This is a genomic window from Bacillus cereus group sp. BfR-BA-01382, assembly GCF_022663475.1.
Taxonomy (GTDB): domain Bacteria; phylum Bacillota; class Bacilli; order Bacillales; family Bacillaceae_G; genus Bacillus_A; species Bacillus_A thuringiensis_S.
The window spans coordinates 1-23557 of record NZ_JAKUFQ010000011.1 but is presented as its reverse complement, the minus strand read 5'-3'; the positions used below and the strand labels follow the sequence as shown (position 1 = coordinate 23557).

Genomic DNA, 23557 nt, shown 5'->3' with positions numbered 1-23557 from the left:
CCTAAAAATTAGAACATGCCCACCTCATCCTGTACATTCAGTTTAATAATAACCGTTGTTCCCTTATCTTTTTCACTTTTAATTTTCCACTGTCCACCATGTATATGAACAATTTGTCTCACAATAGCAAGGCCTAAACCTGTTCCACCATGTTGACGACTTCTCGCTTTATCAACTCGGTAAAAGCGCTCGCCAAGATTTTCTAAATGCTCTATATCAATGCCAATTCCTGTATCTTTTATTTTTAATTCACAGTAATCATCGATTTTCTCTAAAGTTATAACGATATTTCCATTTTGATTTGTATACCGTATCGCATTATCTAACACATTATGAAGCACCTGTTGCATACGATCCTCATCAATCATGACAATGACCTCTGGATTTAAATTGGTTGAAATATGAATTTCCTTTTCTATAAACTTAATCTCATACGTATCTAATACGTCTTCAATCAGCTGTGAAAAAACGATAGGTTGCTTCTTTAACGGAAAGTGCTCACCTTCTAATTGCGCTAAGTCTAACAAGTCATGAACGAGACGCTGCATACGACCTGCTTCTTTATGAATTAGCTGCGTTACTTTTTCCTGCTGTGGTCCCTTTGCAACGCCATCTAAAATAGCCTCGCTATACCCTTTTATATAACTAAGTGGTGTTCTAAGTTCATGCGAAACATTTGCTAAAAATTCCTTACGCTTTACATCTTCTGTTTCCAATGAATTTGCCATTTTATTAAATGCTTTTCCTAGTCGTCCAATTTCATCCTCTGAAGAAACGGTAATCCGCTCCGAGAAATCTCCCGTAGCCAAATGGTTTGCAACCCGCTCCATTTGCGAAAGCGGCTTCGTTATTGCAATTATAATTTTTCTTCCAACCCATATCGTAATTAAAATCATCGCAATTGCTAGTGGTGCTAAAATAAGACCCATATCATATATTAAGTCTTTTATACTTTTTAAAGGAATATAAGAATATACAATTCCGACTAATTTTTTATTTTCCAATACAGGGATGACAACCCCCATAATATTACGTTCAAAATGTTCTTCATATCCTATCTTTGTCACAGTTTTCCCATCTAATAGCGTTTGCCTATCTCCTTCACTTATAAGAGAATGATGATGCACATCAAAAGGTAAACATGCACTTAAATCACGCGGATTAGACACGAAAAGAACGTCTGAACTAGATATTTGATCAAATGATCTTACTTTCTCTTCAAAAATTGATATTCCTTCGCGCTTATCATACTGAGCAGCAAGATTTTTCCCTTCCATTACTAATGAACCTTTTAAATTATCAACGTATAGTTTTTCATATGAGTATAAAGATACGAAATAAAGAAAGGACACTGTTACACATACTGCACACACTACTGTAAGCCAAAGTTTTTGTACCATCGTAAACATACGTTACACCTCGAATTTATAGCCTACACCCCAAACAGTTTGAATGTAGTTTCCACTTTCTCCAAGCTTCAAGCGCATCGTTTTCACGTGCGTATCTACTGTTCTTGTACTTCCCGCATAATCATATCCCCATACCTTTTCAAGTAATTGTTCCCGGCTAAATACTTGTCCTGTATGCTGACAAAGAAAATATAGTAAATCAAACTCTTTTACTGTAAGAGAAATCGGCTCACCATCCGCCTCTATTCGTCTACTTTTTTCATTGATAAGAATTGGTCCAAATTGAATCTCTTCTTGCTGTTCTTGCTTTGTATATCTTCTTAACACAGCTTCCATACGGGCAACCAATTCACCAGGACTAAACGGTTTTACAATATAATCATCCGCTCCCATACGTAAGCCGTTCACCCTATTCCACTCTTCACCTTTTGCGGTTAAAAATATAATCGGCACATCTGACGTTTTTCTAATTTCTTTACAAACTGAAAGTCCATCCATTTCTGGCATCATAATATCTAATACAACGAAATCATAATGATCTGTTTCTAGTTTTTTAAGAGCCTCTTTTCCATTTTCAGCTTCTCCCCACTCATATCCGAAGTTGTCCAAATACATTCCAACAAGCTGCCTCATATCACTTTCATCATCTACAACTAGCACTCTATATTTATTCATTATCCTTCCCTTCCCTCTCTATGAGTTGAAACGGTCCTTTTCCGACTTTAATTGTTTGTTTTATTTTCAAATTCTTCATATCCATAACGCACACTTCATCACTATCATAACTTGCTACATATCCTTCTGCTCCGCTCTCCAAAAATGCAAATGGATTCGATCCTACTTCTACAGAAGCTATTTCTTTATATGTGCTAATATCAAACTTTCTAAGTGTGTTCGAACCATGACTTAGTGCATATACGTACTTACTATCCTTCGTTATATTCACAGGCATAAATGGAGCGTGTAAAGAGCGCACCATTTCTCCCCCCTGTAAAGAATACACTAACACTTTCTCATTTACTTGATTTCCATCACCATGTCCGCCAATCCATATTTCTTTCCCATCAGGACTAATCGTTGCTCCGGTTGATGCTGGCGGAATCATAAAGGATTGAACAACTTCTTTTTTCTTCGTATCAATTGTCGTTAGTTTCGTATCATAAAAGTTTAGTACAGATAACCGATTATGATACTCTACCATCGTTATAGGACCTTTTCCTGTTGAAACATTTCCTGTCTCTTTCCCATTTATCGTAAAGAACCTTACCTTTTGAACATTTTGATCGGCAGCAAATAATTGCTTTTTATCTTCTGATACGATCACATTTACAATGCCCTTTCCAGTTTTATATTTTTCCACTTGCCTTCCTTCCGCCAATGAATATACATACATATATTCTAATTGCTTACCGTATACAAGGATTTCCTCACCGTTTGGAAGCAGTGTGATTCCGGCCATTGGCTCATTTAGTTCCCATGTCGTGATTAACTTTTTATTTTTTTTATCAATAAAACTAATGCTTCCTTCTTTTATATTCGTTGTTATAATAACATTTTTATCTTTAGCAATTGGTGTATATGAACTTCCTTGACACCCTACTAATAGAAATAAAAAACAGAGAAGAAAAACATACTTTCTCAAAAGATTCCCTCCATCTTCGGATGATTTCGTTATAATTGTAAAATAACAAATAAATGTGTGGAAAGTGTGAAATTTTCCTTTCTTACTCAATTTACATATATAATGTACAACAAATAGAATTTGAGGTGTGTCAATTATGCTATTTCCTGATTTAGCGAATAAAATTGTACAAGAAGTACGCAGACTAATTACAGAGAATATTATTATTAATATACAAGGGGTTATTATTGCAAGTACAGATACAGAAAGAATTGGTCAATTTCATGAAGGTGCACTCCGCTGCGCTAACCAAAAGAAAACTGTCATCATTACAACAGAAGATGAAAGGCAGTTGCAAGGTGTAAAGGCTGGAATGAATCTTCCTTTATTATTTCATGACGAAGTAATTGGTGTTATTGGAATTACAGGAGAACCTGAAAATATTTCACGCTATGGAGAAATATTGCGTAAGATGACCGAGTTATTAATTCATGAAAACTACTTTTTAGAGCAACTAGAACTTGAGCACCGTTCTTATGAAGCTTTCGTCTTTGATTGGCTTCAAAATACAGCATGGTCTCCAAGTTTTCTCGATCGCGCCAAAACACTTGGCATTGATTTATATAAGAAGAAACAACTTATTTTGTTTTCTATTGGAAAAAATGACACGATGCTCCAGCGTAAAATATGGCAACATATACGCAATATATTAACAAAAGAGCATCTATTTGTTCGGTGGGGAAATGATCGTTTTATTTTATTTACAGCGATGAGCTCCAACGAGCAAACATACCAATTTTTAAAACGATTAAAACAAGACTGCGAAGCTTTATTTTCTATTCCTTTATATATCGGGATTGGACAAACAGTTACCCCAAACAATATGAACATATCTTACGAACAAGCATTACGTGCTCTTTCTGTATCATTGGAAACGAAACAAATTGTATTTAATGAAGATTTACGTTTAGAAATGTGTTTACAAGATATTTCTGCCGAAACGCGTGAACAATTTCTAGAGCGTACCATCGAAAACTTACTATCATCTCCTGAGCTTATGCACACCTTACGCTTATTTATCGATTATAACCAATCTTATAAACAGACAGCTAAACAATTACATATACACATTAACACATTACATTACAGGCTAAAAAAGATTGAAGAGCATACAGGACTTGATCCAAAACAATTCAAAGACTTAAACGTTTTATACTTCGCACTCCTCCTATTAGATAATCATACAAAAAAGAACGATAAAACAGATTAATCTTTAGATGATTACACATAGAAAGAATCCCTTTACTTTTTTATCATTATAATGAAAGCACTGTTACCACGTTGTTTATTATAACTAAACACGTTAACAGTTTGAGGGGGATTTCCAATGTTAGAAAAGCAAATTATTCATTCATTCGTATCTATTGTTGGCGAAGATAATGTAGATACATCCAATATGGGGCGTTTAACTTATAGTTATGATGCCACTCCAAACTTCCAAGCAATGCCTGATGCAGTCATTGCTCCACGTAATACAAATGAAGTAGCTGAAGTGTTAAAGGTATGTAACACTCACAAAATTCCTGTGTATGTTCGTGGGTCTGGAACAAATCTTTGCGCAGGAACATGTCCACTTGAAGGCGGTATCGTCCTTATTTTCCGCCATATGAACAATATTTTAGAAATTGATGAAGAAAACTTAACAATTACTGTACAAGCTGGTGTCATTACACTTGATATTATTAAAGCAGTAGAAGAAAAAGGTTTATTTTATCCGCCAGATCCAAGTTCGATGAAGATTTCTACAATCGGCGGCAATATTAATGAAAATTCAGGTGGGTTACGCGGCTTGAAATATGGCGTAACACGTGATTATGTAATGGGGCTTGAACTTGTCTTACCAAATGGTGATATTATTCGTACTGGCGGCAAATTAGCAAAAGATGTAGCTGGTTACGATTTAACTCGTTTATTTATCGGCTCTGAAGGAACACTTGGCGTGGTAACAGAAGCGATATTAAAACTTGTTCCTATGCCTGAAACAAAGAAAACAATGCTTGCACTCTATGAAGATATTAATGAAGCTGCACGTGCTGTTTCTTCTATTATTGCAAATAAAATTATTCCAGCAACTCTGGAATTTTTAGACCAACCGACAATTGAAGTAGTAGAAGAGTTTGCACAAATCGGTTTACCTACAGATGTAAAAGCAATTTTATTAATCGAACAAGACGGCCCGCCCGAAGTAGTCAATCGAGATATTGAAAACATGGCTAACGTTTGCCGCTCTATGAATGCAGTTGATGTTCGCATTGCAAAAGATGAAACGGAAGCAGATGCACTTCGTACCGCTCGCCGTAGTGCACTATCAGCGCTCGCACGATTAAAACCTACTACAATATTAGAAGATGCAACTGTACCACGTTCACAAATCGCTCCGATGGTTGAAGCTATTAATGCCATTGCAAAAAAATATAATATTCCTATTTGTACGTTTGGACACGCTGGTGACGGTAACTTACATCCAACTTGTATGACAGACGCTCGTAATGCAGAAGAAATGCACCGAGCTGAACAAGCTTTTGCTGAAATATTTACGAAAGCAATTGAACTTGGTGGCACAATTACTGGTGAACATGGTGTTGGTGCGATGAAAGCTCCATATTTAGAAATGAAATTAGGTAAAGAAGGTATTGCAGCTATGCAAGGAATAAAGCAAGCTTTCGATCCAAATAACATTATGAATCCTGGAAAAATGTTCGCGAAAGACACTCGAAAAAGAGTGGTGGTTGAGCGATGACCACATTAAATAAAGAAAATATTCAAAAAGAATTTAAAGAACGATTAAGTGAAGATGAATTACTAAACTGTATGCGATGCGGTTTTTGTTTACCTACTTGTCCTACCTACATTCAATCCGGATATAAAGAGTCACATTCACCGCGCGGACGTATCGCATTAATGAAAGCTATCGTTGATGGTTTAATCGAACCAGATGAAGATGTTGAAAATACATTAAACGTTTGTCTTGGTTGCCGTGCTTGTGAGCCTGTTTGTCCATCTGGTGTAAATTATGGACATTTATTAGAAGAAGCTCGTGATATTATTAATCAAAATAAAAAATTCTCAATGCCAGTGAAAGCTGTTCGAAAAGTCGTTTTTGAAGGATTGTTCCCCCATCAAAATCGAATGAGAACATTAACAGGACTAATTGGATTTTATCAACGTTCTGGTTTACAAACACTAACACATAAAACAGGTATTATGAAGTTATTCCCTGAAACACTTGCAACGATGGATCTCATTTTGCCAAAAGTGCCAAAAATGAAAGCAATGAAAGATCGTCCTTCATTTTTACCTGCAGAAAGTACAAAGAAAAAACAAGTTGCATTCTTCACAGGCTGCTTAATGGATACTATGTTTTTAGAAACAAATAACGCAACGATGAAACTTCTTCAATTAGCTGGTTGTGATATCGTTATTCCGAAAACACAAAGTTGCTGCGGTGCATTGCATGGACATGCTGGTGAAAAGAGTGGAGCAAAAGAATTAGCAAAGCGAAATATAAAGGCATTCGAAGATTTAAACATCGACTATATTATTACGAATGCAGGTGGTTGCGGAGCTTACCTCGTAGACTATGATTATCTTTTAAAGGATGATCCAGAGTGGGCTGAACGTGCTAAGCAGTTTGTTTCTAAGATTAAAGATATTACTGCTATACTAGTAGAACTAGACTTCCATAAGCGAACTGATTTACGACTCACGCAGCAAATTATTACGTATCAAGACTCTTGTCATTTACGCAATGTTATGCGCACAGCTTCTGAACCTCGTATGTTACTAGAGGCTATCCAAGGTGCAACATATCGTGAAATGAAAGATGCGGACCGCTGCTGTGGCTCTGCTGGTATTTACAATATTGTTCATTCAGAGTTATCAATGGAATTTCTAGATTACAAAATGGACCGTGTGCATGAAACAGACGCAGCAACCATTGTTACTGCAAATCCAGGTTGTTTATTACAAATGAAATTAGGAATTGAGCGAGAAGGGCTTTCTCATAAAATGAGAGGAATTCACATTGTAGATTTATTATTAGAAGCAATTGAAACTAACTCGTAACATACGTAATAATAGGAAAACGGCTATCTCCTTCGTCTATGTAAAGAGATAGCCGCTTTTTTGTCTGCTACAACATTAAAAATATGTTACTTTATTATAAAAAAGAACAACAGAAACATTACAGTTTTGTAAAAATCAATCCATTATATTCCTCAAAAAATCGCTCAAACCATTGATACAATAGGATTCTTTATTTTCTCTTTAGGTAAATTTATCCAAAAACCCCTCTTAAAATCAAGTATAAAAACACTATAAATTCCTTTTATACTCTATATTTCTCTTATTTTTGCTCACTTCTTCTCTTAGGATAAATTAGGTAATTTTAAAGTCTATGAATTTTTTTCCATCTTTTTTCTCGCAAATTGTATGCTACGATGAATTTGTCAGTCAGACAGGCTGTCAAAAACAAATCGTGTGAAAACAAATTAAAACTTTATATAGGGGGACACACATCATGAAAAAGCGTGTTTTATTATCTGTAGCTGCTGCAACAGCTCTTACTTTAGGAGTATCTTCTCTAGATGCACAAGCTGCAACAGTACAACCATCTAACATTAAGGTTCAAAATATTCAGCATTCAAAAGTAATGATGAAACAAATGAACCAACAAGAATTACAAGCATTCTTACAATCTATGGGCGTTGAGTCATTAGCGCAATGGCAACAAGGAAACTTCCAACCAAATTGCATTATTCCTGGTCAACAACCTACTGAAAATGTTGTAACTGAGCAACCAACAGCTAAGCCAGAAACTCAAAAGCCTGCCGAGCAAAAGCCTGCTGAAGAAGTTCAAAAACCAGAAGCTCAAAAGCCTGCTGAAAACAACAATACTCAAAAACCTGCTGAGCAAAAGCCTGCTGAAGAAGCAAAATCTTTAAGCGAGTTCGAACAACGTGTTGTTGAATTAACAAACGCTGAGCGTACAAAGCAAGGCTTACCAGCACTAAAAATCGATACTGAATTAAGCAAAGTAGCACGTATTAAGTCTGAAGACATGCAAAAAAACAACTACTTTGATCATAACAGCCCTACATACGGGTCTCCGTTTGACATGATGAAGAAATTTGGTATTTCTTATACATCTGCAGGTGAAAACATCGCTCAAGGCCAACGTACACCTGAAGAAGTAGTACAAGCTTGGATGAACAGCGCTGGACACCGTGCAAACATCTTAAATAACGGCTTCACTCACATCGGTGTTGGTTATGTAGAAAGCGGCAACTACTGGACACAACAATTTATTACAAAGTAAATAGATTAAAAGAGTCTTCTCATAATGAGAAGACTCTTTTTCAAGTTTCATAGCTTTCTATTATGTATGAATAGAAAATATAGAACATAAACAACATAGATCCACAGCTTATTACACTAAGCAATATATAAAATCCCCACTCTAAGTTCAAAAACAATGAAAACAATATGCCACATGCCATCACTTGAAAAATCCGTCTACTTACTAAACGAATTTTTTGTAATTTAATTGGATCTTTTTCTTTGCCTTTTATTTTCTTAAATTCTTTACTCAGCATAAAAAGAAACATACTAATCCCAATCGTTAATCCTGTTTGAAAGAATATAAAATCTCCAAAATTAATCAAGAGAATAAGCATATGAATAAACAACATAAATAATGTAATTTTCTTTATAAATCCACCTATAATACAATGCTCTCTTTGATTAAACTTAAATATATTATGTGAAATAATATACAAAAATCCATATGAAAAAATAATAAAACAAGGAATAAATGCTACAACAACTTGTTTACTCATAAACTCGTTTGGCTCACCATTTACGTTCCAATGTACTGCCATACGATTTGGTAAATAGGGGTAAAGACATAGAGTAACTAAAAGACAAGCGAAAAATATTCCAAGTACATACTTATATTTGATCAAGTAATTCTCACCTCTCTTTTCTCTTAACGGCTTCGCTTCTTTTAGAGAAATCCCTGCAAAAATCTACTTTTTTCAAATTAAAACTTATACTTTACGCATTTTCTTTTTGAAATTCTTTTATTTTATTATTTAATTTTGTAGGAAACGGCACATCAACTTCAATCGCTTCTTTCGTAATTGGATGCAAGAAATTTATCTTCATCGCATGTAATGCTTGACTGGACATATATTTTGTTTGCCCACCATATAATACATCCCCAACTAGTGGATTACCATTATGACTCATATGAACACGAATTTGATGCGTTCTACCCGTTTCTAATTGTAACGTTACGAAAGTCGTGTTTTGCTTCTTAAAATACTTTTCTACTTTATAATATGTGATAGCTTGGTCACCTTTTGGAGAAATACGACGCCTTGTAGCATGATGGCGATCCCTTCCGATAGCAGCATCAATCGTTCCTTGTTTCTTCTTTACTTTCCCTTCAACGAGCGCTGCGTACGTTCTTTTAATTTTTCGTTCCATTAATAAACGATCCATAATTGCACCAGCAATTCTATGCTTAGCAAACACGACACCACCTGTCGTATCTTTATCTAAACGATGAATATGACGAACCTTCGTCTCTAAACCTTGCATTTGAAAATGAAAAGCAACAAGATTTGCAAGCGTCCCGTTTCCACCTTTTTCAGCAGGATGTGTGTCCATTTGCTCTAGTTTATTTACGATGAGTACGTGATCATCTTCGTATACTACATGTAATTCACCATATTCTGGATCTACACCGTACTCTTCCTCCGCAAACATATGAACTTGTAACTTATCGTTCTCTTTTAAAAGCTCATTCCATCTTCTTTGTTCCCCGTTAACCGTAACACCTTTTTCCATACGAAGCTGATGTAATAGCTTTTTCGGTATTTCCCATTCTACTTTTAATACCGATTCAATACTTATACCATTCCATTTAGCTGGAACGGTAATTTCACACCATTCGCCCTTTTTCTTTGTTTCCATACTGTTTATCACCTTATTTCTATTGATTCTCTCATTGTAACGGAAAACACACTTTGATGCACCGTCAAAAATAGAGGACAGTCTTATAATAGACTGCCCCTCAAGCTCTAAGCCTTTTCATTTCTAACAATACTTCTTCAGCTTTTTGTTCATACGATAAATCTTTAAAGAAATCTGCCAACCTTTTATAATCATTGTAAGCATCTAATAAATCGTCCATCCTTTCTATTTTCATCACTTGTTGTTTTTGTTTCATTTTTACTGGATAACGATAACCTGATACTTCTTGTATTTTGTAATACTCATCCTCTACTTGAACGACCTTTACAAGTTCTTCCTCCTCTGCATCCATCGTATACCCGTCAAATTCTCTAAGTAGTTCATAAATGATATGAGTCCATTCATCTTTTGGATAAAATCCCTTTTCTAACCGATAACCGACAATGCGATACATATGCCCATCGTTTTCTGCAAACTGTACTGTATCATTTAACTTAAACTTAAAATAACGAAACATTGCCTTCACCTACTTGTATGTAATGTTCTTATCACATACTATTTGCAAAATGTAGGTCTTGCTATTCATAAAAAAATGCTCATCAATATGATGAGCATTTTTTTATGATGATTTTTCTCGTTTTTTTCGAAATGGCAACCACCAGTTCCAGTCTCCAAATAACTTCATTAAGCTTGGTACGAGCATAAGACGAATAATTGTTGCATCAAGAAATATTGCTAATGCGACGCCAAGCCCCATCTGCTTTACTGGTAAAATATCAGTAAATGCGAATGCACCCGTTACAACAATCATTATTAAAGCAGCTGATGTAATGATTCTACTTGTTGAAACGAGCCCTTCTAACGTTGCTTGATCGTTATCTCCTGTTTCTTCATAGAGCTCATGAATGCGTGAAATAAGAAATACTTCATAATCCATACTAAGCCCAAATACGAGGCCAAAAATGAAGATTGGTAAGACAAACAGAACCGGACTCGCTTCTAAACCGAAATGACCACCTTCAAATAACCAAACAACAATTCCAATGGTTGCACTTAAACTAAGTATATTCATAATAATTGCCTTAATTGGAATGAGTATAGATCGGAATGCAAATAATAATATAACAAAGGTCGATCCAAATATAACAGACATACCAATTACAACTTTATCTTTAATTTCATCTTCTAATTCTTGTTGAAACGTCGTCATTCCGCCTAGATAATACGTAACATCCGTTTCTTTATAGTTCTTTTTAAAGTCACGCACCCACTGTTTTGCAGTCTCTGTACGTGGTTTTGTTTTCAAAAAGACTTCTATCGTCGTCTTATTCCCTTTCGTGTATGCTTCAAATACAGGAGTTAGTTTCGCTGACTCTGGCGACTGCAATATTCCAACAACTTGATCTGCTTTCATTCCAGTTAACCCGTCGTATAAACTTCTTACTTCATGTACTTTCTTATCATCTTTTAACTTTTGAACGACTTCTTCTATCTTTTGTAGACTTTCTTTTTCTTTCATATCTTCTTTCGTCTCTACAACTAACATAACATCAGCGTGTGTTTTGACAGTTTCATTAAATGCTTCTTCATACTTTTCATATGCAATCCTTGTATCACTCTTTTCAGGTAAAGCTTCAACACCAGGGAACTGCAAATTAGCTGTACGTAACGGCAATAAGCAAATAACAATAAATGTTGTAACAACAATAATCATTGCGATTGGATGTTTCATTACAAATTGTGCAAATTTACGCCATGCTTTTGCCGGCGTATGTGCTACTTGATTCTTTTTTAATATTCTTTTACCTATTAACGATAATAGCGCTGGAAGAAGTGTGAGTGAGAATAAAATACTCATAATCACAACAATCATTCCGCTAATCGCGACAGATTGAATATAATCTATCTTAAAGAAAAACAAACCTGACAACCCAACAAATACGCATAATCCTGAAAATACAATTGCACGTCCTGCCGTCTGATATGTAATTGCTATCGCTTCTTTTACCGTTCGTTTAGCAACTTCCTCTCGAAAACGGTTCACAAATAATAGCGCAAAATCAATAGATAGTGCAAGTCCAATCATCGGTGCAACGTTTAACACGAAAATAGAAAGTTCTTTATCCACACCGATAAAATACAATATACCCATCGTGCTAATAACACTAAGCGCCCCATTCAAAATCGGTAAAATTGATGCCAAAAGGCTACCAAACGAAAATAGTAATACAAGAAACGCAATTGGTAATCCAATCATTTCTGCTACTTTTAAATCATTTTGCGTTCTTTCATTAATCTCTTGATTAATTTTCGGAAATCCTGTAGGTGTTACTTTTAATGCTACATTACTTTCTTTCTCAATCTCATCAGCAAATTGTAATGTCTTTTCCATTCTTTCTTTATTTGTTTTCCCGGAAAATAAAATTGTCGCATAACCGATATCACCTTGTAGCATTTCTTTATTTTGGATTGGGTGATGGAAAGATTCATAGTTCTCTTTCTCTTGAACATTCTTTACAATTTCATCTATTCGTTTTTTAAATTCCTCATGCGAAGCATCTTTATTTTTCTCAAAAACGAGCAGAAGCGTATCTTGAGACCTCTTAAAATCTTTATCTAAAATTTCTTTTGTTTTTTGATAGTCGCCTTCCGTTTGGAAACCGTCACCACCTAATACTCCCGGTAGCTTTGGAGCAAAAATCCCAAGTGCGATTGCGAGCAACAGTAACGCTACAATTACTGTATAACGAAATTGATACAAAAAAGCTCCTAACTTGCCCCACTTATCAACTTTATGAACATTTGTCTTCACACATTTTCACCTACTTTAAATAATTCAATTGTCACTTATACTGTATCATATCTTTATACAAACAAAAAACGCCTAGGAACACTATAATGATAGTTTTTCCAGGCGTTTTTTCTATCTCTCTTTATTAAACCCCAATCTCTCAGTAAGTAAACGATGATAGTAAATAGCGATAACTAACAAAATACCACCTACGCAGTAACCAGCTAAAATATCAGTTGGGTAATGTACATTTAAAATGACTCTACTTAATCCAATCGATAGAATTACTGTGCCCATCAAAATCGTTGTGACACATTTCCCAGCTATGCTTTTCAAATTAGCAGCAATGATATAAGCAAGAAATCCAAATGTCATAATTGATAGCATTGCATGTCCACTAGGAAAACTATATCCAAGTGCATCTAGCGCTTCATTTAATGACGGACGTTCTCTCTGTACAATCTCTTTTATCCCTTTATTCACAAGATGTGTTATTAAAATTCCCAGTGGATACACAATCATCGTAGCATAATAACGCTTCTTCCAAAAAACAAGCAAACTTATAACGAGCGTAGCGACTATCCCAATTGCTGATCCCAATTTTGTAAAGTACGAGAAAAATGTAAGGGAACTCTCCGTTTGTAGCCCTTTTACTAATCCACGGACATATGTATCCATCACGGTAACGCCACCTGCATGTACGCGCCAAGCAACAATACCAAATACAGCAAATAATAAAGCAATACACATTATCTCATATTGATGTAACTTCTTCTTCAAACGATTTCCTCCTACTATGAAAAAATGCGATTTCTACTTTAGAAACCGCATTTCCTTACTTATTTACCTTTTGTTTTTAGCTCCGTCCAGTAACGATCATAGTCTTTTAACTTATCATCTACATCAACAAGCCATTCTGTACGATCTAACTCTTCTTTCGTTAAGAAAATCATGTGATTATCACGGTATTCTTTACTATGAAGAGGATGAGCTTTTTCATTTGGATTACTGTAACCAATTGACTCGTAGTTTTTCACACTTACTTTTTCATCTAGTAAGTAGTTCATAAATTTCTCAGCAAGCTCTTTATGTTTTGCACCTTTTGGAATTGCTAACGTATCAGCCCAAATTGTTCCGCCTTCTTTTGGTACAACGTATTCTACATCTTTATTATCTTTTGCGATAAATGCTGCATCTCCAGACCAAACTGTTCCGATCCAAGCATCTTCTGTAATGAATTTTTGTTTAATGTTGTCTGTATCAAATGCTAATAAGTTTGGAAGCAGCTTCTTTAAATCATCTGCTGCTGTCTTTAACTCTGCATCTTCTTTCGTACTGTTTGAGAAACCGTGCTTCTTAAGACCCATTCCTAATACTTCACGAGAATCGTTTAGTAACGTTACATGTCCTTTATATTTCTCATTCCATAAGTCAGCCCAGCTTGTAGGTGCTTCTTTCACATACTTTTTATTGTATGCAATCCCTGTTACACCCCAAGTGTACACTAAAGAATATTTATTCTCTGGATCAAACGCCGGTGTTTTGAAATTAGAAACCATGTTTTCGATATTTGGGATATTCTTTTTATCTAACGGCGCTAATAAATCCATTTTCGCCATTGTTTTAACCATGTAATCAGATGGCTGAATTAAATCATACTTTGCGCCACCAGCTTGTAATTTCGCAAGCATTTCTTCGTTACTTGCGTACTTATCATAGTTAATTTTCACATTATATTTCTTTTCAAAATCTCTTAGCACTTGCTCATCAAAATTGTCAGCCCAGCTATAAATATTTAATTCTTCTTTTTTTTCACCACAACCAGCAAGTACACCAGCAACAAGGCTAAAGCTAATTGCTGCGCCAGCTATTCTTTTCATTAATTTCATCGGTTTATTACCCCCTCGTACTTTCTATATCATTCGTATTATAAAGGAAGGTGTCCTCCAGAGTTTTCTTCACCATCTGCACCTTTGTTACGGAAGATTTCAGATAGAACCATTAATCCTACGATAGCAACAATTAAAATTGTAGAAAGAGCATTAATTTCTGGTGATACTCCGCGCTTAACCATACTGTAAATGTATAATGGCAATGTTGTTGATCCTGGTCCTGATACGAAGAAACTAATTACAAAATCATCAATTGATAATGTGAATGTTAATAATGCTGCCGAAATAACTCCCGGTGCAATTGCTGGGAACGTTACATAACGAAACGTTTGCCAAGGCGTTGCTCCTAAATCATTTGCAGCTTCTTCTAAGTCACGTCCCATACTTGAAAGACGCGCAGCTAAAATAACAACAACAAACGAAATACTAAATGTAATATGTGCAATAATAATCGTTGTTTGTCCAAGTTCCATTCCTAACTGACTGAAAAGAATTAGTAAAGATAATCCCATTAAAATATCAGGAATTAAAATTGGTAAATATACAAGGCCATTAATAGCCCCTTCGAAACGATATTTATAACGATGTAAAGCAATCGCAAAGAATACGCCAAGTACCGTTGTCACAATCGTTGTTATAACTGCAATCGTAATACTATTTACAAATGCATCAATAACATCTTGTTTTTGAAATAAATCTGTATACCAATGGAATGTAAAACCTTCCCACTCCGCATTAATGCGAGAGTCGTTGAAAGAATAGACCATTAAAACCATCATTGGAAAATACAAGAATAACAAAATTAACCAAGAATAAGAAACTAAAAACTTCTTCATCTTTGCCTATTCCCCTCCGTTCTCATTATATTTATATACTTTCGTTGCACGATAATATAAGTAAATTAACAGAACAGAGAATAGAACAACGATAATCGATAACGCAGATCCAAACGGCCAGTCACGTGCACCTAAGAATTGGTTTTGAATAACGTTTCCGATTAATGCTACTTTCGATCCGCCCATCACGTCTGATACAACAAACATTCCGATAGAAGAAACGAATACTAAAATAGAACCAGTCGCAATTCCTGACATTGTCATCGGCACTGTTATATTCCAAAATGCCTTTATTGGTGTTGCTCCTAAATCATAAGCCGCTTCTAGCTTACGCTTATCTAGCTGCTCAATTGCTGCATACACTGGTAAGATCATAAATGGTAATAAAGAATAGACCATTCCGAGTATTACAGAAGGAGTATTATATAATAAATTTAACGGTTCACTAATAATACCAAGCTTTAATAACAACGTATTCACAAGGCCTTGTGAACGTAAAATAACAATCCATGCGTATGAACGAACAAGAAAGTTAATCCAAAACGGGATCGTTGCCAATAATAAAAGAATAGAACGATATTTGCGGTCAACAATTGTAATTGTATACGCAAATGGATAACCAATTAATAAACATATTACTGTAGTAATAACTGCGATTTTAACAGTTTCCCATAATGTCCCTAAGTACAATGGATCAAACACACGGGATATATTCTCCAGCGTAAATTGCATTTCTACTGTCCCGTAAGCTCCGCGCTGCATGAAGGCGAATCCTAATACGAATACGAGCGGGATTAGGAAGAAAATTAATAACCACGCGACTGTAGGTAGTGCGAGTAATTTCCCTTTTTTCAATTTAAGGTCACCTCGTCCTCTTGCTCCCAGCCTACATATACATTATCTCCAATGCTCCACTGCGCTGCCTCTTCAGCAGTTTGATATGCCATTAGTAATTCTGATGTTTTCTCATCACGTACATAAAGCTTCTCCATATTTCCGACAAACTCTATATCTTCAATATGTCCAAGATGGTATTCTTTTAAAATTGGTTCTTCAACCGAACGTACTTTTACATTTTCAGGACGAATTGCTACATAGCCTTCCCCGTTTTTCACAATATTATTTTCACCGATGAATGTCGCAACGAACAACGTTTTCGGCTTATTATAAATTTCTTTCGGCGTTCCGATTTGTTCGATATGTCCTTTATTCATAACCACGATACGATCGCTCATGCTCATTGCTTCTTCTTGATCGTGCGTTACGTATATGAACGTAATTCCTAAATTACGTTGTAAGTTTTTCAATTCACGTTGCAAGTCTTTTCGTAACTTAAAGTCAAGCGCTCCAAGTGGCTCATCTAATAGTAATACACGCGGATTATTTACAATTGCTCTTGCAATTGCAACACGCTGCTGTTGTCCACCAGAAAGCTTCGCAGGTTTACGATTACGGAACTCAAGTAACTGCGTTAAACGCATTGCCTCTTCAGCACGCTCTTTCTGCTCTGCTGCTGATACTTTCTGCATTTTCATACCAAAACAAATATTCTTCTCCACTGTCATATGTGGGAATAGTGCGTAATGTTGGAACACTAGGTTCATATGACGCTTATATGGCGGTAAATCGTTAATTCTTTCATCATCTAATAAAAGATTCCCTTTAGTTGGAGTTTCAAATCCTGCGATCATACGAAGTAAAGTCGTTTTCCCGCAGCCACTCGGCCCTAAAATTGTTAAAAACTCTCCCTCTTTAATATCTAAAGAAAGAGGTGGGATAATCACTTGATTTCCAAAATGTTTTTCAACTGCTTCAACTTTAATAATCTTTTTCATTTTCCCGTCCTATCTACCTTAAATTTTAAATTTTTATATTCATGAATAAATATTTATGTTCTATAGACTATTTTTTGTTTCGATCCAAACAAAAATGGTTATTTAGCAAGCGTTCGTTTCTATTCTTTATGTAGTATGTTTGATTCATTTTCGCATGATACATAACGTCGAACAGAAAAACCCCTTCCATTGCGAAGGGGCTATTATCATACGGCTGCGCCTACTGATAAACACCATCATCATTTTAACAACTTTCGTATGAATTTTAAAGCACTTTTTGTAGAAGAGTAACGAATTTTCATGTCGAATGCTGTAGATTGGGCTAAAATGCTTTTATAATGTGAAAAAGTCCGAAAACTTTCTTTCCCATGATAACCCCCTAATCCACTACTTCCAACACCCCCAAAAGGTAAATATGGCGTGGCAAGATGATAGACAACATCATTAATACAGCCTCCACCATATGAAATATTACTCGTCACTTTCTTTTGTACTTCTTTATCTTCAGAAAATACATATAACGCTAACGGCTTCGGATGTTGCTGAATTGTGCCAATTACATCTTCTATATTGTCGTACTCTATGATTGGTAAAATCGGGCCAAAAATTTCATCTTCCATAACAGCATCTTGCCATGTAGTATCCGCTAGTACTGTCGGCTCAATATGTAATGTATCTTTCTTATAGTTTCCACCAATTACGACTTGACCATCTTGTAAAAATCGACATAATCGTTCAAAATGACGCTCACTTACAATACGCACGTAATTTTCATTTTGCAAAGGTTCTTTACTATACTGCTCTGTAATTTCATGTCGCATTGCCTCAATTAGCTTTTCTTTCACGGAAGAATGCACGTACATATAATCAGGCGCTACACACGTCTGCCCTGCATTTAAAAACTTACCCCAAACAATTCTTCTTGCTGTCATCTCTATCTTTGCATCTTTATGTACAATACAAGGACTTTTCCCGCCAAGTTCTAACGTAAGCGGCGTCAACTGTTTCGCTGCTGCTTCCATTACAACTTTTCCAACGCCAACACTACCAGTAAAGAAAATATAATCAATCGGTTCCCTCAGCAAAGATGTACTCTCTTCAACGCCACCTTCTACTACCGCTACAAGCTCTTCTGGGAATAACTCACCTAACATTCTCTTAAGCACTTTTGAAACGCTTGGCGTTAACTCTGACGGCTTTAAAACGATTGTATTTCCAGCTGCCAGTGCTCCTACAAGTGGTGCAATTGCTAATTGGAACGGATAGTTCCACGGTGCAATAATAAGCGTAACACCATACGGTTCTGGCACTACTTTTCCTTTTGATCCAAAATGAGTCAGTGCTGTTCGAACTCGCTTTGGTTTACTCCACGATGACATATGTTTCAATTGAAAAGAAATTTCTTTTAATACATATCCAACTTCCGTTGTAAACGACTCGTGAACTGACTTATTTAAATCTAATTTCAATGCCTGAAATATTTCTTCTTCAAAACGCTGAATGCCTTCATAAAGCCTCTTCAAATTATTCTTTCTCATTTCGATGCTTCTCGTATGCCCTTTTAAAAAATATTCCTTTTGCCTACTTACAATAGAGGAAATACTCATTCACTCACCTTCTCCCACTATTTTTATCCAGTTCTTTCATTATTTATATAGACTTCATATATAATAAATTTCTATTCTTAAAGTTACATTATATATGACTTTTTCAACTATATAAAATTCATTGCTCACAAAAAAACTACCGAAAGAAAATCTCTCGGTAGTTTCACAGTATTAACGATATAAACGAACAGCACCTGCAGAATTATCATCAGCTTGTCCTACTACTTCAAACTTCAGACCAAGCTTCGGTAAAATACGTCCTGCATCTGGAATCTGTTGATTAATATACGTTTTCGAATCATCAAACTTCGCTACACCCGCTAAGCCATCATACGTATACGTTCCACGCGTTGGAGATACAACTTTCCAAGCTGGCGTTTTATCGAATGAGAATGCCGCATCAGCGATTTGGAATCGTGTACTACTATCAATTGTTGGTTTACCATTTAAAGTTCCTACAATTGCTTCTGGATGAGAATCAACTACACCAAGGAAACCATGTCCTGGATGTAAACCAACCCAGTTATCTGCGTAAGCTGAGTCTGCATACCATACAACCATACCTGAGTTATATTCTGGACCGCGAGCAAATTTCAATGCGCTATCTGATCCAGTATGGTTTCTCCACTCTACGTAGTAGTTATGTTTTTTCTTCTCTGTTCCGCTAGATACAACGAAACCATCTAATTTTAATTGTGGTGTACCTTCAGCATCATCTGAGAATGTAACTTTACCATCTACTGTTAATGACGCATTATCAAGTAGGAAACCATTTAATGCTAAACCACCATCCGTAATGTACTCAAACGTTAATTTTACTTTTTTACCTTTGAATTGACTTAAATCATATGATTTGTCAATCCATTTTCCATTTGTCGAATCTGCATTTCCACTATTTGCTTTCTCGCCCAGTCTTTCAATTAACGTTTTTTGACCATCTTCTGTTACAGCATGTACTTCAAGGAAATCATACTCTGCTTCGATTTCATATAACGATTTGAAATCAAATTTCGCATTCGTTGCATTCGTTAAATCGAACAGTGGTGTTTCTAACGTTGTATGAAGATTATCACCTTTTGTGCTGTAGTAATACTGTTTACCAAATGCTGGTGCAATTGTTTTTACATCTTTATCTGGTAAGTTAACACGAATCATACCTGGACGGTTAGATTTCGTAACACTTTGGTCTAAATATGTTGCTAGACCGATACCTTTATTTAATTTCTCGTAATCTACTTCTACGATGTTTGCCCAGTTACCACCAATTGTTTTTTGGAAAAACTCTTTATTTTGTGGTGAGAAACTCGTTGGTGTTGTTCCAGCGATTTTACCAGCCCAGCTGCCGCCACTCATAACAGACCAAGCTTGAATTGGCTCACCATGACCCGTATAGTCTGTATCATACTCATCTGGTAAACCTAAATCATGGCCATATTCATGCGCGAATACACCAACTGCGCCATCTTCTGGTTCAATTGTATAGTCGAATGCTGCCATCTTTCCGCCCCAATATGGAACTTTCGCTTGTGTGCCTTCAATTGCGAATGGTTTTGGTCCAACTGTCCAGCGATGTGACCAAATTGCATCATCACCTAATTTACCACCGCCAGCTTCTTGTCCAACACCCGCATGAATAATCATTAAGTGATCGATTAAACCGTCTGGTTGATTTTGATTTCCATCACCATTTACATCGTATTGATCGAACTGATCAAACTGTGATAAATCAAGACCGCTATCTACAGCTGCTTTTAATGCATCTTTTACTAGATCACGTGGTCCTTTTGGTCCTTTATTATCATGACCTGTAGCAGCATCTGCACCATAATCAGCAGCTTTACCAGGAACTGTTAACCATTTTGTAACTGTTCCGTCCACTGTGTAACTACCACCGGATTGCTCTTCGTAATATTGTTTAAATGTTTCGATTTTGCTTCCATCCTCTAACGCGAATGGCTCATCACCGAATAACATTTTTTCATAGTGTTCTTTGTTAAAGTCTTCCGAATACATATAACCAGGTTCTTTATCGATGTTGTTATGTTTAAAATCAGCGTACTCTACAAGTAAAACAAGTACCTTATCTTTACGAACATCGCCGTTATATGCTTTTTGTTTTGCTGGAGAAGTTGGTACTTTACCATTTAGTCCGCCTTTAACTGGTCCTGTCGCTGCAGGTGTCCCTGTTGCTGGCTGATTTAGTTTTTCTTTCGTATCTGCTTTCGCATCTTTCACTTTCTTTAAAAAGTCAGATGCTTCTTTCGTAAGTTGATCCCCATTTGTTGCTTCTTTCCCAGGATTTTCACCCTTTTTGTCCTCTACATACTTTTCAACAGCTTTCTTTGTTTCTTTCTCTGAAGCTGAAGAATCAATTACCCCACGTTTTTTCAGTGCATCTGCTAAACGCTCTTCTGGAATTAAATGATCATCCACTGGGCTCGTAGCTGTTTTATTCACAGGTGTTTCAGCATATGCCGATTGAGTGCCAGCTCCGAATGAAAGGCCTAATACAGCTGTCAAAGCGATTGATGACAAAACTTTGAACGGTTTCTTGTTCATCCCTTATTTCCTCCCCTAATAAATAATATGTATTACAAATTAAATTTTATTAAAAATTCAATATTTTTTCAATATTTAGTCATATTATGTAATGTTTTTAATATATTTGTAAAAATTTCATAGTTAGCATACGGATATATCACAATTCAACAATGTTTTCTGAAAATATTGAAAGTTTTTATCGAACAATTTATAATTTCCATAGAGGGAGTTTAATGGGGATTTTATCTTTGTTTCATCTACAAAGTATTTGATAATTCACTATATAAAACACAAAGTCCGATTGCATTATCATGTATTCTGTAGCAGCAATTATGACCGATAATTAGGGAGGAATTACATTTGTACAAAGATAAGACAGACGCACTGGATCAAGAATGGATTGATTTAATACTTGAAGCTCTAGATGCTGGTATCGCCATGCAAGACATCGAACAATTTTTCCAACGTATGAAGCCATCCAGTCAGGCTCAATAGGTTTGTTCTTTTTAACGAAGTTTATGTTATAATAATGACATCATAAGACAACTACATATTGATAGAAAGGTGCGCAAATATGATTGGAGAACGTATAAAACGCCTTCGTTTACAAAAAGGTATTTCATTAACTGAACTTGCCGAAAAAGCTGGCGTTGCTAAATCTTACATTAGTTCTATAGAACGAAATTTACAAAAAAACCCTTCCATTCAGTTTCTTGAAAAGATCGCAGCAGTTCTACAAATTCCAGTTGATACTTTACTTCATGATGAAACAACAAAGGCAACTAACCTAGACTCCGAATGGACACAACTCGTTAAAGATGCAATGAACTCTGGTGTCTCCAAAGAACAATTTCGTGAATTTCTTGAATTTACAAAGTGGAAGCAAAATCAAAAATAATAATAGAAAGAAGTGCTTACAACCAGCACTTCTTTTTCTTTATAAAAAAAAGCGGGAATACCCGCTTTTTTATTATTTTTCTTCCCCAGCTTCTTGGTTAGCATTGAATGTCCATTCTAAATTCAATGTATCACCTTGGAAGATATTTTGGTCTTTTCCATCATCTACAAATTCAAATTGTACCCATAGATAATCCTCTGTACCAGCTGCTAATCCACCCTTTTCTCCCCACTCAGGAGCAAAGATGTCTTTAGCTAAAAGATCTGGATCAACTTTTTGTAAGTCTGCTAAAGTTGTTTCGTATACAGGCTCACTTTGTTTATCCCAGTTCCAAAGGAATTTTACTTTAACGTGCTTACCAAAGTCTTCACCAGCATTATCACCTTTTGCATCTTTAACAGTATACTTTGTTGCTAATTTAACGTCTTTAATAGTTAACGAACCGCTGTTTTGTAATAAGAACTCTTTCTTAACAGAATCCCCTGGTTTTAAATCTTTAATATCTACAAGCGTCTTAGGGTTTAATGTAAGGTCTAACGTCCCAGCTGCAAATGTATTGTTTGATACTTCTTTATCGCTAAAGAATGCAAATGTTCCTCCACCAATTAAAGCTAACCCCAATGCTGCTGATGCAACTCCCATACCTAATTTCTTTTTCAGACTCACAATCAATTCCCCCTAGCTTTTTTTTATATTTTTATCACTTATTTTTCAATAAGAGATGTAAAGAAAACTATATTAGCTTAGCTAATATGTGTTCTTTTTTAAAAACCTTATGTTCATTATAACGAACAACCCTATATAAACACAACACATATTTATTAATATTTTCAATTATTTTTATTTCTCAATATTATTTAGATTTTTCAGAAAAAACAATGATGATTTATAACTTTTTTCACACTCAAATGCATTTAATACTATAAGAAAAAAGAAAAACAAAGAGGTGAGGGCTAACGTTCCCTCACACTCATATAAATATTACTAGTTTTGCTTATTCGTTCATTATCTCTTGCACCACATTCTTGTTTTCCAGCCGTTTCACTACAGCAGTTACTCCGCTTTTTTCTGTTCTTCTGCTTTCTTTTG

General features: G+C 35.6%; 21 protein-coding genes. 6 read left to right on the top strand and 15 right to left on the bottom strand.

Annotated features, from left to right (window positions below):
* Nucleotides 1-8 precede the first annotated feature (8 nt).
* From MR160_RS07255 to MR160_RS07245, 3 genes are read right to left on the bottom strand one after another with little or no spacing between them, the layout of a single operon-like run.
* On the bottom strand, nucleotides 9-1409 hold the full coding sequence (locus MR160_RS07255; RefSeq protein WP_242297179.1) for a sensor histidine kinase: 1401 nt from the start codon (nucleotides 1407-1409) through the stop codon (nucleotides 9-11).
* Nucleotides 1410-1412: 3 nt separating this feature from the next.
* The gene (locus MR160_RS07250; RefSeq protein ID WP_001046396.1) at nucleotides 1413-2084 is read right to left on the bottom strand and encodes a response regulator transcription factor; all 672 of its coding nucleotides are present in this window, start codon (nucleotides 2082-2084) and stop codon (nucleotides 1413-1415) included.
* The gene (locus tag MR160_RS07245; protein ID WP_242297178.1) at nucleotides 2077-3051 is read right to left on the bottom strand and encodes a YncE family protein; all 975 of its coding nucleotides are present in this window, start codon (nucleotides 3049-3051) and stop codon (nucleotides 2077-2079) included. The genes MR160_RS07250 and MR160_RS07245 overlap by 8 nt, the downstream gene beginning before the upstream one ends.
* Nucleotides 3052-3178: 127 nt before the next feature.
* Between MR160_RS07245 and MR160_RS07240 the strand changes: the two genes are divergently transcribed.
* The 4 genes from MR160_RS07240 to MR160_RS07225 all read left to right on the top strand — a co-directional run bounded on the left by MR160_RS07240 (nucleotide 3179) and on the right by MR160_RS07225 (nucleotide 8407).
* Complete coding sequence (locus MR160_RS07240) at nucleotides 3179-4300, top strand: CdaR family transcriptional regulator (RefSeq protein ID WP_242297177.1); 1122 nt, start codon at nucleotides 3179-3181, stop codon at nucleotides 4298-4300.
* Between the two features lie 117 nt (nucleotides 4301-4417).
* Nucleotides 4418-5830 carry a glycolate oxidase subunit GlcD gene (gene glcD / locus MR160_RS07235; protein ID WP_000890758.1) on the top strand — a complete coding sequence of 471 codons (1413 nt, stop codon included), beginning with the start codon at nucleotides 4418-4420 and terminating at the stop codon, nucleotides 5828-5830.
* Complete coding sequence (locus tag MR160_RS07230; RefSeq protein ID WP_000209615.1) at nucleotides 5827-7155, top strand: (Fe-S)-binding protein; 1329 nt, start codon at nucleotides 5827-5829, stop codon at nucleotides 7153-7155. The genes glcD and MR160_RS07230 overlap by 4 nt, the downstream gene beginning before the upstream one ends.
* Before the next feature lie 454 nt (nucleotides 7156-7609).
* Nucleotides 7610-8407 carry a CAP domain-containing protein gene (locus tag MR160_RS07225; RefSeq protein WP_086402375.1) on the top strand — a complete coding sequence of 266 codons (798 nt, stop codon included), beginning with the start codon at nucleotides 7610-7612 and terminating at the stop codon, nucleotides 8405-8407.
* A gap of 40 nt (nucleotides 8408-8447) precedes the next feature.
* Here the strand turns inward: MR160_RS07225 and MR160_RS07220 are convergent, their stop codons facing one another.
* The 11 genes from MR160_RS07220 to inhA1 all read right to left on the bottom strand — a co-directional run bounded on the left by MR160_RS07220 (nucleotide 8448) and on the right by inhA1 (nucleotide 21588).
* Nucleotides 8448-9053: a DUF1648 domain-containing protein gene (locus tag MR160_RS07220; protein ID WP_000599008.1), complete on the bottom strand. Its 606-nt coding sequence runs from the start codon at nucleotides 9051-9053 to the stop codon at nucleotides 8448-8450.
* A 91-nt stretch (nucleotides 9054-9144) separates the two neighbouring features.
* Nucleotides 9145-10068 (bottom strand): RluA family pseudouridine synthase, encoded by a 924-nt coding sequence (locus MR160_RS07215; RefSeq protein WP_000448345.1) that lies wholly within the window; start codon nucleotides 10066-10068, stop codon nucleotides 9145-9147.
* Between the two features lie 100 nt (nucleotides 10069-10168).
* Nucleotides 10169-10585 (bottom strand): hypothetical protein, encoded by a 417-nt coding sequence (locus MR160_RS07210; RefSeq protein WP_000490302.1) that lies wholly within the window; start codon nucleotides 10583-10585, stop codon nucleotides 10169-10171.
* A gap of 102 nt (nucleotides 10586-10687) precedes the next feature.
* Nucleotides 10688-12880: an MMPL family transporter gene (locus MR160_RS07205; RefSeq protein WP_000856414.1), complete on the bottom strand. Its 2193-nt coding sequence runs from the start codon at nucleotides 12878-12880 to the stop codon at nucleotides 10688-10690.
* A 111-nt stretch (nucleotides 12881-12991) separates the two neighbouring features.
* Nucleotides 12992-13639: a phosphatase PAP2 family protein gene (locus MR160_RS07200; RefSeq protein ID WP_000727779.1), complete on the bottom strand. Its 648-nt coding sequence runs from the start codon at nucleotides 13637-13639 to the stop codon at nucleotides 12992-12994.
* A 59-nt stretch (nucleotides 13640-13698) separates the two neighbouring features.
* Nucleotides 13699-14748 carry a spermidine/putrescine ABC transporter substrate-binding protein PotD gene (gene potD / locus MR160_RS07195; RefSeq protein WP_000772489.1) on the bottom strand — a complete coding sequence of 350 codons (1050 nt, stop codon included), beginning with the start codon at nucleotides 14746-14748 and terminating at the stop codon, nucleotides 13699-13701.
* 38 nt (nucleotides 14749-14786) lie between these two features.
* Nucleotides 14787-15587: a spermidine/putrescine ABC transporter permease PotC gene (gene potC, locus MR160_RS07190; RefSeq protein ID WP_000714192.1), complete on the bottom strand. Its 801-nt coding sequence runs from the start codon at nucleotides 15585-15587 to the stop codon at nucleotides 14787-14789.
* Between the two features lie 6 nt (nucleotides 15588-15593).
* Nucleotides 15594-16442, bottom strand: coding sequence for a spermidine/putrescine ABC transporter permease PotB (gene potB, locus MR160_RS07185; RefSeq protein ID WP_000715500.1), 849 nt, complete (start codon nucleotides 16440-16442; stop codon nucleotides 15594-15596).
* Entirely contained in the window at nucleotides 16439-17422 is a 984-nt protein-coding gene (potA, locus tag MR160_RS07180) for a spermidine/putrescine ABC transporter ATP-binding protein PotA (protein WP_000720333.1), read from the bottom strand. The genes potB and potA overlap by 4 nt, the downstream gene beginning before the upstream one ends.
* A 239-nt stretch (nucleotides 17423-17661) precedes the next feature.
* On the bottom strand, nucleotides 17662-19029 hold the full coding sequence (locus MR160_RS07175) for an aldehyde dehydrogenase (RefSeq protein ID WP_000028385.1): 1368 nt from the start codon (nucleotides 19027-19029) through the stop codon (nucleotides 17662-17664).
* Nucleotides 19030-19200: 171 nt separating this feature from the next.
* Nucleotides 19201-21588, bottom strand: a complete 2388-nt coding sequence (inhA1, locus tag MR160_RS07170) for a M6 family metalloprotease immune inhibitor InhA1 (RefSeq protein ID WP_001035950.1) — start codon at nucleotides 21586-21588, stop codon at nucleotides 19201-19203.
* Nucleotides 21589-21930: 342 nt separating this feature from the next.
* Here inhA1 and MR160_RS07165 point away from each other — a divergent pair, with 342 nt between their 5' ends.
* A complete protein-coding gene (locus tag MR160_RS07165; RefSeq protein ID WP_000276219.1) occupies nucleotides 21931-22065 on the top strand; it encodes an anti-repressor SinI family protein in 135 nt (44 codons plus the stop codon).
* A 79-nt stretch (nucleotides 22066-22144) separates the two neighbouring features.
* Complete coding sequence (locus tag MR160_RS07160) at nucleotides 22145-22468, top strand: helix-turn-helix domain-containing protein (RefSeq protein ID WP_000578875.1); 324 nt, start codon at nucleotides 22145-22147, stop codon at nucleotides 22466-22468.
* 72 nt (nucleotides 22469-22540) lie between these two features.
* On the opposite strand, the gene calY is transcribed toward MR160_RS07160, so the two are convergent.
* Nucleotides 22541-23134 carry a biofilm matrix protein CalY gene (calY, locus tag MR160_RS07155; RefSeq protein ID WP_000053713.1) on the bottom strand — a complete coding sequence of 198 codons (594 nt, stop codon included), beginning with the start codon at nucleotides 23132-23134 and terminating at the stop codon, nucleotides 22541-22543.
* Nucleotides 23135-23557 lie beyond the last annotated feature (423 nt).